This window comes from Clostridium sp. Cult1 (genome assembly GCF_021655095.1).
GTDB lineage: Bacteria > Bacillota > Clostridia > Tissierellales > Tepidimicrobiaceae > Schnuerera.
The window spans coordinates 837,397-854,872 of sequence record NZ_PPXW01000001.1; the positions used below are offsets into that span (position 1 = coordinate 837,397).

17 protein-coding genes and 1 riboswitch are annotated in these 17,476 nt (G+C 31.8%); of the genes, 2 read left to right on the forward strand and 15 right to left on the reverse strand.

The annotated features are described in order from the left end of the window. Positions 1-23: 23 nt before the first annotated feature. The 15 genes from grdA to queG all read right to left on the reverse strand — a co-directional run bounded on the left by grdA (position 24) and on the right by queG (position 15,075). On the reverse strand, positions 24-503 hold the full coding sequence (grdA, locus tag C3E89_RS03975) for a glycine/sarcosine/betaine reductase complex selenoprotein A (protein WP_236911191.1): 480 nt from the start codon (positions 501-503) through the stop codon (positions 24-26). Between the two features lie 53 nt (positions 504-556). Then, positions 557-1,843 carry a glycine/sarcosine/betaine reductase component B subunit gene (locus C3E89_RS03980; RefSeq protein WP_236911192.1) on the reverse strand — a complete coding sequence of 429 codons (1,287 nt, stop codon included), beginning with the start codon at positions 1,841-1,843 and terminating at the stop codon, positions 557-559. Positions 1,844-1,911: 68 nt separating this feature from the next. Next, on the reverse strand, positions 1,912-2,229 hold the full coding sequence (gene trxA, locus C3E89_RS03985) for a thioredoxin TrxA (RefSeq protein ID WP_236911193.1): 318 nt from the start codon (positions 2,227-2,229) through the stop codon (positions 1,912-1,914). A 24-nt stretch (positions 2,230-2,253) separates the two neighbouring features. Further along, positions 2,254-3,192, reverse strand: a complete 939-nt coding sequence (trxB, locus tag C3E89_RS03990) for a thioredoxin-disulfide reductase (protein WP_236911194.1) — start codon at positions 3,190-3,192, stop codon at positions 2,254-2,256. Positions 3,193-3,588: 396 nt separating this feature from the next. Then, positions 3,589-3,694: riboswitch (glycine riboswitch) on the reverse strand. 102 nt (positions 3,695-3,796) lie between these two features. After that, a complete protein-coding gene (locus C3E89_RS03995) occupies positions 3,797-5,407 on the reverse strand; it encodes a Na/Pi cotransporter family protein (RefSeq protein ID WP_236911195.1) in 1,611 nt (536 codons plus the stop codon). Between the two features lie 108 nt (positions 5,408-5,515). Further along, entirely contained in the window at positions 5,516-5,983 is a 468-nt protein-coding gene (gene trmL, locus C3E89_RS04000; protein ID WP_236911196.1) for a tRNA (uridine(34)/cytosine(34)/5-carboxymethylaminomethyluridine(34)-2'-O)-methyltransferase TrmL, read from the reverse strand. 15 nt (positions 5,984-5,998) lie between these two features. Continuing rightward, positions 5,999-6,826, reverse strand: a complete 828-nt coding sequence (locus C3E89_RS04005; RefSeq protein WP_236911197.1) for a Cof-type HAD-IIB family hydrolase — start codon at positions 6,824-6,826, stop codon at positions 5,999-6,001. 120 nt (positions 6,827-6,946) lie between these two features. Then, a complete protein-coding gene (locus tag C3E89_RS04010) occupies positions 6,947-7,453 on the reverse strand; it encodes a methylated-DNA--[protein]-cysteine S-methyltransferase (protein WP_236911198.1) in 507 nt (168 codons plus the stop codon). 4 nt (positions 7,454-7,457) lie between these two features. Next, on the reverse strand, positions 7,458-8,129 hold the full coding sequence (locus C3E89_RS04015) for a DUF2225 domain-containing protein (protein ID WP_236911199.1): 672 nt from the start codon (positions 8,127-8,129) through the stop codon (positions 7,458-7,460). Positions 8,130-8,147: 18 nt separating this feature from the next. Further along, on the reverse strand, positions 8,148-9,593 hold the full coding sequence (locus tag C3E89_RS04020) for a VanW family protein (protein WP_236911200.1): 1,446 nt from the start codon (positions 9,591-9,593) through the stop codon (positions 8,148-8,150). A gap of 63 nt (positions 9,594-9,656) precedes the next feature. Next, positions 9,657-11,612 (reverse strand): cell division FtsA domain-containing protein, encoded by a 1,956-nt coding sequence (locus C3E89_RS04025; RefSeq protein WP_236911201.1) that lies wholly within the window; start codon positions 11,610-11,612, stop codon positions 9,657-9,659. 13 nt (positions 11,613-11,625) lie between these two features. Then, positions 11,626-12,279 (reverse strand): endonuclease III, encoded by a 654-nt coding sequence (nth, locus tag C3E89_RS04030; protein ID WP_236911202.1) that lies wholly within the window; start codon positions 12,277-12,279, stop codon positions 11,626-11,628. Positions 12,280-12,287: 8 nt separating this feature from the next. Then, complete coding sequence (locus tag C3E89_RS04035) at positions 12,288-12,569, reverse strand: DUF503 domain-containing protein (RefSeq protein ID WP_236911203.1); 282 nt, start codon at positions 12,567-12,569, stop codon at positions 12,288-12,290. Positions 12,570-12,691: 122 nt separating this feature from the next. Then, complete coding sequence (locus C3E89_RS04040; protein WP_236911204.1) at positions 12,692-13,882, reverse strand: glycine C-acetyltransferase; 1,191 nt, start codon at positions 13,880-13,882, stop codon at positions 12,692-12,694. A 62-nt stretch (positions 13,883-13,944) separates the two neighbouring features. Further along, positions 13,945-15,075, reverse strand: a complete 1,131-nt coding sequence (gene queG, locus C3E89_RS04045; protein WP_236911205.1) for a tRNA epoxyqueuosine(34) reductase QueG — start codon at positions 15,073-15,075, stop codon at positions 13,945-13,947. Positions 15,076-15,298: 223 nt separating this feature from the next. Here queG and sufC point away from each other — a divergent pair, with 223 nt between their 5' ends. Both sufC and sufB read left to right on the forward strand, forming a co-directional pair. Beyond that, complete coding sequence (sufC, locus tag C3E89_RS04050; protein ID WP_236911206.1) at positions 15,299-16,051, forward strand: Fe-S cluster assembly ATPase SufC; 753 nt, start codon at positions 15,299-15,301, stop codon at positions 16,049-16,051. A 14-nt stretch (positions 16,052-16,065) separates the two neighbouring features. Beyond that, positions 16,066-17,472 carry a Fe-S cluster assembly protein SufB gene (gene sufB, locus C3E89_RS04055; protein WP_236911207.1) on the forward strand — a complete coding sequence of 469 codons (1,407 nt, stop codon included), beginning with the start codon at positions 16,066-16,068 and terminating at the stop codon, positions 17,470-17,472. The last annotated feature ends 4 nt before the right edge of the window (positions 17,473-17,476 follow it).

Consider the following 17,476-nt stretch of genomic DNA (forward strand, 5'->3'; position numbering starts at 1 on the left):
CCCTCTCCTTTTTTTGTTGGGAATTAATCGTTAAATTTTCCGTATTCTTCTCTTATACCTTTAACTTCTTCAATTATTTCATCAACATCTAGAACCATTTCCATCATACCAATTTGTTCATCATAAACGTCTGCATCTACAGATTCTTTGAATTCTGGTTCAACTGCGTGATAAACTCTAAGTCCTAACTGGACTCCTGCCAATGGACCTGCAAAAGTTGGGTCTCCAGCTGTTACTGTTTCAGCTGCTAATCCAGCTGCTTCAGCTTCTGCTCCACCAATTAATACGATCATGTTTTCTGCACCGTATTTTTCAGTTAAATCTTTAACCCTCTTTTGATTTTCTAAGTCCATTGCTCCTGCAGCCGTTCAGACAAAACATTCAGTAGATGAAAATACTACTTCAGCGTCTGTTGTCTTAACACATTCTTCCATGGCTGGTCCTGGTATACCATCTCTATCGCCAATTATGATAACTTTTTTGTTAGCATCAAATAACGACATCATAACACATCCTTTCTTAATATTGGTTTTAAAATCCTATATATTCTCTGCCTTTAGAATCCTTTAGCAGACATTTTATTAAATCCTAATTCATTTGTAGCACCTGTTATAGCTTGAAGTTCTACTACTATAGAGCCATCTTCTTTAAGGCTACCATCAAAACCACCAGCTATAATATCAATAAATTCTGTATGGCCTATTACCTTATCCATTGGAGGTAATTCTATAACCTCATTGGCATTTCCACCAGTTACAACTGCATTAGCTAGTGGATCTGCATCAGCCAAGGATTGGCTTGCTCCATCCCTACCAGCATATTCATCAGTAATAATAACTGTTTTTATGCCTTTTTGTTCTATTTTCTTACAGTTCATAATTAAGTCTGTATCTGGGTTTCCAAAACCCTCTTGTGATATTACAACTCCATCTAATCCAAGGTATTCTGCAAGTTTAGCAGTCCAGTTTGAAGATCTTTCTTTGTCTGCTAAATACACGTTTTCATTAGTTATTATTACTCCAAGGAAATTTATCTCCTTGCCGTGTTTTGCATACAAATCTTGAACTACTGGATTATTTAAATGATGATAAGTCGTATTCTTATCACAAGCGGATACACAGTTACCGCTTATTATAGCTCCATCCATTATCTCTGTTGGATACATTAAAGTTGGAACTATTTGTTTTGCGTCTACTCCATAAACATAGGTGTCATGAAGTAATCCTTGTGATTGAAGCATTTGAACATATGCTACTTTTGGTAAGTTTGGATATTTTTCTATACTTTCAAGTAATGGTAATGTCTCATATACTTCAACCTTATCAGGTGTTAACTCTTTAGCTGCTTCTGCTAAATATTTAGCAGCCTTAAACCCTGCAAATCTAACTGCTCTTTCATGATCGTGTTGTTTTAGATTATCTACAGGTTCACAAGTTAAAACTATATTGTTTAATTTTGAAAACGGAGTATAATCTGCTCCTGGACCTGTCATGTCGATGATCCCTTCTTGGAATCCTACAATTTTACCTGTAGTAACTACTGCACAACCCTTTAGTACATTAGTCTTTCCACTACCTACAACATCAACCTTTGACAATACTCCTGGGAAAATTCCTCCTGGTCCCTCTACCTTAACTCTAGGTTCTATTACATCTTTAACAGGAGTAATCCTTATGCTTTCACCAGGTTTTGCAATTTCTACGTCTACTTCTTTTAGGTGCTCATCTTCTTTAATTAAAGTTATTAATTCTTCTTTGTTAACATAAAGCACCCCATTATCAATTTTGGTTTCTTCACCAAATTGAACGTCATTAATAAGCACATGGCCTAATTCAAGACGCATATAGTTCACCTCCCCTTATTTTGGAACATATATCTTAACTCCGGGCCGAAGCCCAGAATTAAAATCAATTAAGCATACTTTTTAACTAATTCTTCTACAGCAGATGCTGTTGCTTCGGATTCTGCTAATCTTTCTACTTCTTCACCATCTTTATAGATGATAATTGCAGGTAATCCCATTACCTTTTGCTTTATTGCCAATCTTCTAGCTTTAGTAATGTCTAGTGAACAGAATTTAACTTTGTCACCATATTTTTCTGCCAATTCATGAACATGAGGCATTAATGCCTTACATGGTTCACAAGTTGGTCCCCAGTAATCAACTAATACATATCCTTCTGCTTTTTGAACTTCTTCTTCAAAATTATTTTTATCTAACTCTACCATAAGTATCCCTCCTATAATTATTTTTTAAACATCAAATACTTCATTGATGTATTTTTCAGCTTGAACAGCTGCTATTGCTCCATCAGCAGTTGCTGTAACAACTTGCCTTAAAGATTTTACCCTAACATCACCAGCAGCAAACACTCCTGGGATATTAGTTTTCATATCTTCATCAGTTTCAATATAACCATTGTTCAAGTTAACTTTATCAGTAAACAATTCAGTAGCTGGAATAAATCCAATAAATGGGAAGATTCCAAAGGTTCCATCATCTTCATCTGCAAATATCTCTGTTAATTCTCCTGTTTTAACATTTTTAACTACCATGGATTCAACAATTCCATCGCCTTTTATTTCTTCTACTACTGAATCCCACATGAAATCCATTTTTTCATTCTTAAATGCTTTCTCTTGAATGGATTTAGCAGCTCTTAATTCATCTCTTCTGTGGATTATTGTAACCTTTCTAGCAAACTTAGTTAGGTACATACCTTCTTCTACAGCAGTGTCTCCACCACCTACTACAAATACTTCCATGTCTTCAAAGAAAGCTGCATCACATGTAGCACAATAGGAAACTCCTCTTCCAGTTAGCTCTTTCTCGCCTGGACAACCTATTGGTCTTGGATTGGCGCCAGTTGCAATAATAACAGTTTTTGCTTGATACTCGTCTTTTTCTCCTTTAAGTACTTTTATTTTGCCATCTAATTCAACTTCCTTGATTGTGTCAAGAACTTTTTCTGCTCCAAATTCCTCTGCCTGTTCTACCATTCTTGCTACCAAAGTTGGACCAGTAGCGTTTTCTATAGAACCAGGATAATTTGCTACTTCAGCTGTTGAAACTATTTGTCCTCCAGCTTTTTCTTTTTCTAATATAAGGGTTTTTAGTCTAGCTCTTGAAGCGTATAGTCCAGCTGCTAATCCTGCAGGACCTGCTCCTATAATGACAACATCATAGACCATATTTTTTCCTCCTTTGAAAAGATTATTGTGTTGCTTTCATTACTTTAATTTACCATAAACAATTCAATAATATTCTCTTATCAATAGTAATGCATAACACAGTTTTGATGAAAGTTAGATTCCCACATTTTTATGTAATGTTTTCCTCTATTCTGTAGATAGGTTATGGTATTAAGATAATCATCTTATACCATTATAATAATAGAAATTTGATAATAAAACAAGTTTCGTTATAAAAAACTCATACATAAATAGTTTACCCAGAAAATATCTTATTTAAAACATTAAAAAAACAGAATAGAAGGAACTATTACTTGCCTTCCACTCTGTTCTATAACCTGAGAGTTTCCCCACGTAAATGGATTGCTCCTTCGGTGCCTATGCTTTTCAGAGTTTCGTCAAAGTACGGTTCTTTTGCCTGAGATCATCATCATAAAGTGGCAAACTTTATGACTTATTCCTTCGGCGCCAAAATATATTTGGTCTCTCCCGCACTTTTCATCCGATATTATATAGTTGTTTGATATTTTTTTCACACTTCATTGACATTATAATATATAAATTTAATTAAAACAAGCCCTTTTTTTAAAAAATATTTTTATTTTTAATCTTTAAGTTGATCCAACACATAAAGAGATATATTAGAGGAATGGTCAGAAACCCTCTCTAAATTACTCAACAAGTCTAGAAATATAGCCCCCGAATTTGGTTGACATAGTAGTTTGTTCAGCCTTTCTATATGTGTCGTTCTGTATTCTTTTTCTAAAGAGTCTATTTCTTCTTCCAGTCTAAGTACTTCTCTTGCCTTGTCAAAATCCACATCCCTTAAAGCCTCTAAGGTCTTTTTAAATACTTCTAAACTCTTTGAAAATATATTATCGAATTCTTCAATAGCTTCCTCACTAAATTGGAGTCTTTCATCTATTCCTAATTGGGCTAATTCTGCAATATTATCTGCATGATCTCCAACTCTTTCTATATCATTTACCACGTTTATTAGAATATTTACCTGAGTATGTTGTTCATCTGTCAAAGGTGCGTTGGAGAGTTCTACTAAATACCTTACAATATCACTTTCTAATCTATTGATTACTTTTTCTTGAGAAAATACTTCTTGAGTCATTTTTTCGTCTTTATTTTTAAACGCTTTTGCTGCAACAACTAAATTATCCTCTACAATTTTTCCCATTCTAAGTATTTCTTTTGTTACTTGACCTAAAGCAATGGATGGAGTTTCTATAATTCTCAGATCCAGAAATTTTAATCCGGCTTCAGTAGCTTCTTCTACATCACCAGGAACTAATTTCATAGCTGCTTTTACTAAAAGTCTAGCAAAAGGAAGTTGTATAGCCACATTTAATATGTTAAATAATGTATGGGCATTAGCTATTTGCCTTTGTATGTCGTTAGGAGATACCCTTAATACAATACTTTCTATTGGCTTCCTAAGTAAAGTCATAAAGATAATAGTACCTATTAAATTAAATAAAAAGTGTATAACTGCAGCTCTTTTTGCTGTTTTATTAGTACCCACACTGGATATTAAAGCAGTTGTTGTTGTACCAATATTATCACCAAATAGTATTGGGAATGCAATATCTAGACCAATAAGTCCTTGGGAAGCTAAAGCTTGTAATAAACCAATGGAAGCACTACTACTTTGTAATATTGTAGTCAATCCTAGTCCAACTAATATACCTAGAAAAGGATCCTTTAGGCTCACCATAATATTCGAAAAAATAGGATTCCCAGCTAAAGGTTTTAGTCCGTTACCCATCATATCCATACCAATAAAAAGTATACCAAAACCTATCATTATTTCCGCTAAATTTTTAGCCCTTTTTCTGGATGTGGCAATCCAAACCCCTACTCCAATTGCAACAGCCAATGGAGCAAGATCCGTTAACTTGAATGCAATTAGTTGAGCTGTTATAGTGGTTCCTATATTAGCGCCCATTATGACCCCTACAGCTTGGTATAAAGTCATAAGACCAGCATTTACAAATCCTATTACCATAACTGTAGTAGCACTACTACTTTGTATTACCATTGTAACCAAAGCCCCAACTACCACTCCCATAAGTCTATTGTTTGTTAATATTTCTATTAATTTCTTTAACTTTTCTCCTGCAGCTTTTTGTAAACCTGTGCCCATTAAATTCATACCATATAAGAAAAGTCCTAGACCACCTAATACTGGTAACGCAATGTCCATTTGCACCCTCCTGACCAAAATTAAATTTTTTCTGGTTTTTCTTTTGCATGAGTCTAATTCTATATTAATACAATTTTGGAGTTTGATTTATTAAAGTTTTGTAAAACATTACTCTAATTGTGGGAAGTTTAACTGCCTTAAAGCTTCAAATAATATAATATTTACAGAATTCGCTAGGTTCAATGACCTTTTTATGCCTTGTTTCATTGGAATCTTTATTGTTTTACTCCAATTTTTATTTAATACTTCATCTGGAAGACCTTTTGTTTCTTTTCCAAATACAATAAAAGAATCTTCCATATATCTTACATCTGTATAATATTGATTCCCCTTAGTAGTAGCATAGAAAAAACTTTTGTCATTATATTTTTCCATCAACTCATTAAAATTTTCATAATAATAAATCTTCACCAAATTCCAATAATCTAACCCTGCTCTTTTCAAATATTTATCTTCTACGGAAAAACCCAGAGGTTTAACTAAATGAAGATTTGTATTGGTGAGAGAGCATGTTCTAGCTATATTACCAGTATTTTGAGGTATTTCAGGTTCTACAAGTACGATATTTAGCCCCATTAACAACGCTCCTTTTTATTTATTGAGTACATAATTCTCTATTGCCTTGGCTACTCCATCTTCGTCATTAGTATCCGTAAATACATGTACATGATTTTTAATACTTTCATCACCATTCCTCATGCCAACCGCTAATCCTGCCACTTTAAACATGGATATATCATTTTCATTATCACCTATTGCCACTACTTCTGATTTGTCTATATTTAATTTATCGATTAAATAGTTTAATCCCGTACCTTTTGATACTCCTTCATTCATCACTTCAATATTGTTATGCCATGAACTAGATACATTTGTCCCCTTAATATCTTTCAACTTTTCTCTAAAATCTAAAAGCTTATCAATATCATCTTCAATAAAAACAAATTTATAGATCACTGGCTTCTTATTATTTAGAATCTCCATGGAATTTTGAAATATGTTAAGATTTATCTGTTGTTTTATCAAATTATTTTTGTAGGATTCATAGTGTTCCAAGTCTCCATAACCAGTTTCTTTAGCATAAAAGGTATTAGTATCGTAAAAATGGTAATAGATACCATTATCTTCTGCTAATTCAACTATTTTCTTAGCTGATTCTAAGTTCATAGGGTTTTCATATATTATATCTTTTCCATTACTAGTAGAAATCAGAGCACCGTTACAAGCAATAATAGGATAATTTAATCCTATGTCTTTGCTAAAGTACAAAGCAGATCTTAATATTCTTCCAGTTGATAAAACAATATATATATCTTCATCAATAGCCCTGAGTAAAACTTCTCTAGTTCTATCAGAAACCTTATTATTGCTGTTTAACAGTGTTCCATCCATATCTATAGCTATTAGTTTGTATCTCATCTATTTTCCTCCTCTTCATTTGCCAAATTTAATATACCATAAAATTATAAATAGTCAATAAAAAACTCTTTTTTTGACAAAAAAAGAGTTTTTTATTGACTTTAATACAATATAAATCCTCTAGTTAATAATCCGATTATTACTTTCTAAAGCCAATAACCTCTCTTTCAATTTTAATCCACCACCAAAACCAACTAAGTTACCATTGGAACCAATTACCCTATGGCAAGGTACTACTATGAGAACAGGATTTTTATTTAGTGCACCACCTACTGCCCTATACCCTTTAGGTGTTCCAATGTTTATTGCCATTTCCTTATAGGATATGGTTTCTCCATAGGGGATTTTTAGAAGCTCTATCCATACCTTCTTCTGAAAATCAGTTCCTCTTAGATCTAGAGGTAGAGAAAATTTCTTTAACTTTCCTTCTAAATATTCTATTATTTGCATATGATAGTCATAGTTATTTTTATCGACCTTTCTAGTTTGTCCATATTTTCGATTTACATGCCCTATTATATCTTCCTTGCTATCGTCTAATAGATAAAGATAAACTATACCTTTAATCGAAAAAAATATAATCATTTGTCCTATGGGTGTATCAAATTCATAATATTTAATATCCATAACTTTATCCTTCCCTTGTTAATCTCCACTGTTCTCTGACCATTTTCTCTAACATAGGATTAGAATTTATATTGGGATTTGATAAAATGCCATTAAACCATTTTACAGCTTCATCTTTGTTCCCAAGTCTTCTATTGATTTCTCCCAATAGATAACCTAGTTTCAGTTCATCCATATTAGTGTCTACTAAAGATTCTTTATAGAACCCTTCTTTATAAAAATCCTTTGTAAAACCTAAAAACCTTATTTCTTCATCTTCCTGTCCCTTAAGCCTATATAACCAAGCTAAATTTAAACATAAGGAACCTAAATCGATTTTTTTATAGTCTAATAATTGACCAATATAAAGAGCTAACTTGTAGGTAATTATTGCTTCATCTATAGTTCTTTTATTACCATAACTTCTTTTGTTCCACTTAGAAGTAATCTCATTTAAAATAATTTCCTTATCCTTTCTGCTAATTGAAAGAAATTTCCCTTCTGTTGCTGCATATCCACAATTAGGGCAAATAAACACATTATATTTTAATGGGTTTTCTCCTTCATAATATGATAAAAAATCTTCATCCCTTTTAATTAATCTTAATTTTGAAGCTCTTACTTTTTTAGACGTAAATTCTATATTGCAAATAGGACATTCTATCGTTTTGTCATATAATTCATCTATTTCTGTCAAAAAAAATTCCTCCTTGCATTAATCTCCCACATTTTCATCTTCAGTTGTATCATCTATTTCACCATCTTCTACCAAATCATCTAGCCAACCATCTTTATCAGTGGTAGATGTGGTAGTAGTAATTTCTTCACCTATCCTATAAATAAAGTTTCTTGGTCTATAAAAATCCTTGCTAATTAAATCTCTGCTTACAGTCTTGCCATTTTTTATTATAGACTTATAGGTATTTACCTTATAACCTGTTCTGCCTTCTTGTACTAAAACCTTGCTACCCGGCTCCAAGGTTTTATCTAATACAGTTTCTTCTTTAGCATGAATAGTCTCCACTATTTCAGAGTCAATTTTTACAGTATAATCTTTTGATTGTCTATCTCCATAAACATAGAAATAAATACGATCTCCCACTATTTTTGAGTCAAAATATATAGGGTAGTCGAAATCATTTCTAAATTTCAAATCTAAAAATCCAAAGGCAACTGCTGCATCTTGCCCAAATTTCACATATTTGGCAGGTATTGAATGGGGTGACCTTTCCAAAATTGTAACATCTGCTAATAACAAAGCATTGTAAAGAGTCGTAGATGTTTGACATACCCCTCCCCCTACATCAGGAGTATATTCTCCAGCTATTATTACACTGGCTTCTTTGTAACCATACTTTTTGGCCCTTGGTCCAGTAGTTTCATTAAATGACATGGACTCACCTGGCATTAAAATTTTACCTCTAATTGAATTTGCAGATAACCTAATGTTTTCGATTCTATTTTGACTACTTCCTTTAAAAGAAGTAGAATACTCTCCTATAACTCCATTAATTCTACTTAATAAGCTTTTTGTCACTTTAGGAATTATATCTTCCACAGGTATCTGAACAATATCTAATGTATCTATATTATTTTGAATTATTTGACGCAATTTTTCTCTATCTACAATTTTACCTACTATCTCATCTGTAATACTTATATTTCCATTATTAAAATGGAATTCTGCACTTTTTGCTTCTTTATCTATATCGTGGCTAATAGTTTCAACAATATGGTCTATCATTTCCATATTCAGATTTGAGTCTAGGGAAATCTCTACCCCATTTCTTTTAGTACGGATTATTTCTTTAATCCTTTTAAATATATTCCCATTTCTTCCCACTGCATAGGCTTGATCAACAGCCTTTTCATAATTTAAATTAAATCCTAATTCATCTAATCTATATCTATATTCTTCATCTACATATATGAGAGTCATTATTTTCTTATTTATCTCTTCTCTCTTTTTGTCCTTTATTAATTTTAAAGCCTCTTCCTTGGTCATAAATGAAAGGTCATATTCTTCAACCTTTACACCCTCATATATTAATTCTGTACTTAATACTTTAAAATAGCCATAAAAACCTAACCCTAAAATAATAGCAAGGAAAACAAACATTATTATCAATATTATTCTTGCTTTTTTATTAATCCCTTCCATACTTGGCCTCCACTTATATAATTTTATATATTATTAAATATATGTATTATTTCTATTAGAATACTACTTGCTCCAAAATATTTGTAATTCATCTCCATTTTTTAAGGGGGCCATGTATTCAGCCTCTTTTCCATTTATTTTTAGTATCAAATTTCCCCTTAGCTCCGATAAATCGAAATCTATATAGTCGAATATATCTACAAATACAAATTCATCTTTGTTATATTCTATTATTTTATATTCTCCATTAATAATTAACTCTAAAGTTTTCCTTTTAATTACGGTAATAACGTCTTCTTCTTTTAACGGAGTATCGTATTTAGCTTCTCTCCCATTTATTAAAATATTAGAAGCAGATACATCTACATTTAAAAATTCCAAAAAATCTCCTAGAGTATTGATCTGAACAATATCTATTCTATCCCCTTCATTTATTATAGGATTATCTTCTACTTTATTTCCATTTATCTTGATTTCCTTTATTAGATTGTATTTTCGGTTATTATAACTTACCATTTTTACCTTAGAAATGCACTCGGATAAATAAGGCTTTCTATTCTTCCCTTGAGTCGCCTTAATAACCTTCAATATATCTCCGTCTTTTAAATGAGTATTTAAGTTCCCAATATCATTATTTACATATATTATAGCAGGTTTTCCTTCTTCCCCTAAAATTATTCTTCTTTCACCATTTACATAATAAGTAAAATCATTGCCCAATTTGGGTATCAAATTTCTTGGATTATAGCCAGTTAACACAAGTATATCAGAAACTTTTACTTTTTCCGTGTTGAATATACGAATCTCTTCATCATTGAACTTAATTTGCAGAAAGTTTCTATATCTTTGGGCAGCTCCTTCTATTGCTATTCCAATTGGAGTTATTATATCTGGTCCATTAATATTAGAACTTAACCCTTCTAAATTTTCGATAAAACTCGAATCTCGAATAGAGACTCTTTCTTTAGGCAAACCCAATTTTTCAGCAATACAATCTTTCAATCCAGGCATTTGGCTACTACCCCCAATTAGAAAAACGGCACTTGGGGCTTTTTCATTAAACTCAATTATCTTCTCTACTATTTCATTAGCTATACTCTCTATTGTTTCATAGATACTTTTTATTATTTCTTTTGTAGTTAATTTATGTTGTACACCAACAACGTCAATAAATTCATGGACCTCTTTAGAGCTAAGTTGTATTTTTAATTTTTCACCACCGTTAAAATCTAATAGATATTTTTGGGATAGGGCTTCTGTTATTTCATCCCCTGCTTGGGATGTCATAGCATAAGCCATTATTTTGCCATCTTTAGTTATTGCAATATCTGATGTGCCCGCTCCTATATCTATTAATGCTAAATTCAATAGTCTTAACTCTTCTTTAATAGCCACATTTATAGCTGCTATTGGTTCTAAAGTAATATTACCAACTTCAAGACCTGCCTTTGATATAACTGAATATAGACCTTCTATAACCATCTGGGGTAAAAATGTGGCTAACAGGTTTACTCCTATTCTAGATCCTCTATGGCCTTCCAACTTATTCATTATATTGCCATCCAAATAGTAATTAATAACCGTATACCCAATATTGTAATACTTTAGTCTGTTTTCCTCTTCATTATTATTAATAATTTCTTGGGCTTTTTGTACAGCTTCTAATTCTAGAACCTCTACTATATTTCTTGTAATTTCAGAATTATCTCTTATATCTTTATCTACTTTTACTCTACAAGTCCGTAATGATCTACCAGCAGCAGCAATAAAAACCTTCTTTAAGCTTGTCCCTAGTTTTTCTTCTAATTCTTCTTTTATCTCTTTAACGATTTCAGTAACTCCATCGATATCATGAATCTGCCCATCATACATATATCTTTTGCTATGTTCCCTGATTGAATATGCTAGTACATTTAATTTCTGGTCTTCTGTATACTTTCCTACAATTCCAATTATAGTTCTAGTCCCTATATCTAAAGAAAAAATCAAATTTTCTTTTGAATTTTCCCACTGTTTCATGCTAACAGCCCTTTCATTCTTTATTAATTTCTTCTTTATAATAGAAGCAATAATCTTTTAATGGACATTTACCACATAGGGGTCTCCTTGCTTTACAAACCCTACGACCATGAAATATCAATAAATGATGAGCTTTAGACCACATATCCCTATCTATACTATCCATCAGATCCTTTTCAGTGTCTAAAACATTATTGCTATCTGCTAATCCTATCCTATTAGATACCCTAAAAACATGGGTATCTACTGCTATAGCAGGTGTTGAAAAAGCATTGCTTAAAACTACATTAGCAGTCTTTCTACCAACTCCGGGTAGGGTTATCAACTCCTCTAACGAACTAGGTACCTCTCCATTAAATTCTTCAATTAGCAGTTTACAAGTACCTAAGATATTTTTACTCTTCGTTTTATAAAATCCACAAGATCGGATCTTTTCCCCCAATTCTTCTTCAGTTAATTTAAGATAATCTTCAGGAGTTTTTAATTCTTTAAAGAGTTTAGCTGTTGTTTTATTAACTTGTACATCTGTACATTGGGCAGAAAGAATTGTTGCTATCAGTAATTCAAATGGGTTTGAATAATTTAACTCTGCCTTTGCATCTGGATATAATTCCATTAAAATATCTATTACTTTTTTTATCTCCTCTTTAGTTAGTACCTTTTTCATATAATCACCTACAAAATTTCAATATTATAGTCTATTATTTCTACCCTACTATCTCCATCAATAAATTTTAGTATTTTAGAGATAGTTTTATTTGCATGACCAGTATCATTTGTAACACATGAAAATCCAATTATTGAAGTTTTCCAACTATCATTTAATCCTACTTCAGCTATAGATACATTAAACCTCGATTGGATTCGACCCATTACACTCTTTATTATATGTCTTTTGTCTTTAAGGGAGTTTGATTCATATAACATTAATTTTATCGAACAAATTCCAACTATCATAGATTCACCTCGATGCAAAATAACATTGAATATATTTTATAATTATACACTAATGATTTCAACCTTAAAAGACAAATAAGAGCTTCTATGATTATAAAAAAAGAGGATAAAATCCTCTTTTCTTATTTTAATACCTTCATCTCTTTTCCAACCTTTTCAAATATATCTACAGCTCTATCTAATTGTTCCTTAGTGTGTCCTGCTGTTACCATACATCTAACCCTTCCTGTTCCTCTTGGTACAGTTGGGAATACTATTGCTGAAACAAATACACCATTTTCCAATAACTTTTTACTGAACTCCATAGTTTCAGCTTCGTCTCCAATTATAACTGGTGTAATTGGTGTTTCGCTATGACCAGTATTGAATCCAAGAGTTCCAAGTTTTTGTTTAAAGTATTTAGCATTATCCCATAGTTTATCTGTATATTCTGTAGACTCCATTAACATTTTTATTGCTTCCATTATAGCTCCTACTGCTGCAGGTGGTAATGAAGTACTAAATAGCACTGGTCTAGCTCTATGATTTAACCATTCATACATAGTCTTTGATCCTGCCACATATCCTCCTACTACTCCAATAGCTTTTGAAAGAGTACCTATTGAAAAATCTACTCTACCATGTAATCCAAAGTGGTCAACTGTTCCCCTACCACTTTCTCCTAAAACTCCTGAACCGTGAGCATCATCTACATAGGTCATAGCTTCATATTTTTCAGCCAATTCAACTATTTCTGGTAATTTAGCAATATCTCCATCCATACTAAATACTCCGTCAGTGATTATTAGAACATTTCTATATTTATCTCTATTTTCTTTAAGTACTTGTTCTAAATTATCTAAATCGGAATGCTTAAATATTTTTCTGTCTGCTTTACTTAATCTAGTACCATCTATTATAGAAGCATGGTTTAATTCATCAGATATTATTAAATCTCCAGCTTCTGTTATAGCTTGGATTGTTCCAGCATTACAATTAAATCCTGATTGATAGATAAATGCAGCTTCTTCTCGTTTAAATTTAGATAATAATTCTTCTAGTTCTTCATGAATAGACATATTACCAACAATTGTCCTTACTGCTCCTGCACCTGCTCCATATTTTTCTACTGCTTCTATAGCTGCTTTTTTCAACCTTGGATGATTTGCAAACCCAAGGTAATTGTTTGATGATAGATTAATTACCTTTTTCCCATTTAAAATTATTTCAGCTTCATTTGCTCCTTCTAATATTGGTAGCTTTCTATATACTCCTTCTTTCTTAAGTTCTTCAATCTTTTCTTTTAAATAATTTAACTCATGGACATTAGCCAAGGTGTTCCCCTCCTATATTATGATTTTAGGTTTTTTAACACAAATATAGTATAACATAAATTTTATTCTTGTTGGCAACCTTTGTGAATAAAATATTTAATAAGATTTTTCATTTCTTCCCTTGTGTTTACATCTTTTTCTGTTTCTATCCTTTTCTCTATCATCTCCTTTCCATATTCCAAATCTATTTTTAGAATAGCCCATGCAGCATACTCTCTAATCATAGGATTAGGATCATTTAATAAGGATTCTAATAATTTAGTGTTTTCCCTATCTCTTGCATTTCCTAGGGCAATTATTCCATTTCTTTTTAAGATATTTTTCCCCCTCCAGCTACCAGCCATTTTCCCATATTTCTCCTTAAATTGCCTATTGGATATAGAAAAAAGTTCTTCTATATCCATATATCCTTTGGTAACCTTTGGGATAAACTCTTCATGGTTTGATTCTTGTATATCCTTATTCTTAGGACATACAAGTTGACATGTGTCACAACCATAAATCTTTATTCCCATCTTGTCCCTTAGTTCATAAGGTATTTTTTCCTTAGTTTGTGTTAAATAGGATATACATTTTTTAGGATTAAACTTAAAAGGTCCTTCCAAAGCTCCAGTAGGACAATGATCAATGCATATATTACAATCTCTACATCGACTGCCAATAGATACAGGGATAAAATTTATATCTAAATCAGTTAGTATGTAGCCTATAAATATGAATGATCCGTATTCATCATTTATAATAGAACAATTCTTTCCATAATATCCTATACCCGACTTATTAGCTAATTCTCTATCTATCAAAGGTCCTGTATCAACAAAATACTTATAGGTAAAATTCGTTATCTTCCTTATTTCTTTAATCAAATCCTCCATTCTACTTTTTAGGACTATATGGTAATCTATGCCCCAGGATGATTTTGAAATCAAACCTTTCAGCTTATAGTCTACCCTTTCATTTAATCTATTATTATAAGATAATCCAATTACAATTATAGTTTTACATTGGGAAAAAGTTAGCCTTGGGTTAATTCTTTTATCTATATCCCTTTCCTCAAATTCCGTTTGTCGATTTTTCTTTTGTCTGACAATAAGATAATCTTTTTTATTGTTTAAAAGTTCACAGTCTGTAAACCCTATCATATCGATATTTAATTCTTTTGATTTATCTATAATATATCGTTTTAAATCCATAAACAACTCCTATTCTAATACTTTTTCCTTTCTAAATATATTATATCATTCTTTTTTAAAAAACTATATTTTATTCTTTCGTTATAATTCTCTGATTTCATCCTATTAGGAAATTTTTTATTATATCCTAGTAAAACGGTATGTTTTTTCCAAGAATTATGGTATACTGTAATGAGAATAGTTATCAATTAGTAAAGATTATTATTTGTAAAGGAGAGTATCTATGGCAAAAAATCTATTAAATATAAAGAATTTAAAGACAAATATAGAAGACAAGGAAATACTAAAAGGCCTTAATCTTCAAATTAATGAAGGAGAAATCCATATTATCATGGGTCCTAATGGAAGTGGAAAATCCACTTTAGCCTATACCCTAATGGGACATCCTAAATATGAAATTGCAGAAGGAGACATAATCTTCAATGGTGAATTGATTAATGACCTTAGGGCAGATGAAAGAGCTAAAAAAGGAATATTTCTATCTTTCCAATACCCAGAAGAAATCCCTGGAGTTACCGTAGAGGAATTTTTAAGAACTGCTAAAACTTCGGTAACTGGAAAGTTTCATGGAGTTATAGCCTTCAAAAAATTATTAACAGAAAAAATGGAACTATTGGAAATGGGTGAAGAATATGCTTCTAGATATTTAAATCAGGGATTCTCTGGTGGCGAAAAGAAGAAAAATGAAATTCTTCAAATGTCAATACTTGAGCCTAAACTGGCTATATTAGACGAAACAGATTCAGGCCTTGATGTTGATGCTATAAGGATAGTAGCTGAAGGAGTTAATAGAGTTCAAGATGATAAAAAATCTATTTTAGTAATAACCCATTATAACAAGTTATTAGATTATCTTAAACCTGATTTTGTTCATATTCTCTTAGATGGAAAAATTGTTAAAACCGGTGGAATAGAACTAGCAAAAGAAATCGATGAAAGAGGATATGAAAATATAAGGACAAAACATTCTAATTAATAGAGGTGAGTAATTTGGAAAGAAGAAAAACTTATATTGAAGACGTAGATAGAGGTATTTATGATATTAAAAATAAATTTACCTACAGATACAAATCGGATAAAGGATTAACTCCAGAGATAATAATCGAAATTTCTAAAGAAAAAGATGAACCAAAATGGATGACCGATTTTAGGCTTAAATCCTTAGAAATATATAGTAGTAAACCAGTTCCAACATGGGGTGCTGATTTATCTGGCCTAGATATGGATAATATAATTACCTATGTTAGACCTGATGCAGATATGGGACATAGCTGGGATGATGTGCCAGAAGATATAAAGAAAACCTTTGAACTGCTTGGAATTCCTCAAGCAGAAAGGGAATCCTTAGCAGGAGTAGGTGCTCAATATGATTCAGAGATTGTATATCACAATATTAAACAGGAGTTAGTAGACCAAGGAGTTATATATACAGATATGGAAACTGCTCTTCACCAATATGAAGATATAGTTAGAGAGCATTTCATGCAATTAATTCCTCCTAATGATCATAAATTTGCTGCTTTACATGGAGCTGTTTGGTCTGGAGGTTCTTTCGTTTATGTTCCTGAAGGTGTAAATGTAGACATTCCCCTTCAATCCTATTTTAGGTTAAATGCACCAGGCGCCGGACAATTTGAGCATACTTTAATAATTGTAGAAAAAGGAGCAAATCTTCATTTTATAGAAGGATGTTCTGCACCTCAATACAGAGTTACAAATCTCCATGCCGGTTGTGTAGAGCTATATGTACGGGAAAATGCCAGGTTAAGATATAGTACTATAGAAAACTGGTCTAGAAATATGTATAATTTAAACACTAAAAGAGCTATAGTAGATAAAAACGGAACTATCGAGTGGATTTCCGGTTCTTTTGGATCTAAAGTTACCATGTTATACCCTATGAGTATATTAAAAGGAGAAGGAGCAAAATCAGAGTTTACTGGAGTAACCTTTGCATCTACTGGACAATATCTAGATACTGGAACCAAAGTTGTTCATGCAGCCCCTCATACTACTTCCTCCATAAATTCAAAGTCCATTTCTAAAAATGGTGGGCATGCCTTTTATAGGGGTCTACTTAAAGTAACTCCAGATGCTTATGGTTGTAAGTCTACAGTTTCCTGTGAATCCTTGATGTTGGATAATGAATCAGCTTCCGATACAGTACCGGTAATAAAATTGGATAATGATAATATAGATATAGGCCACGAAGCTAAAATAGGCAGAATTAGCGATGAAGCTATATTTTATCTTATGAGTAGAGGAATAAATGAAGAAGAAGCAAAAGCTATGATAGTTAGAGGTTTTGTAGAACCTATAACCAAAGAACTTCCATTAGAATATGCTGTTGAGTTGAATAACTTAATAAATATCGAGCTAGAAGGCTCTATTGGATAGGTGG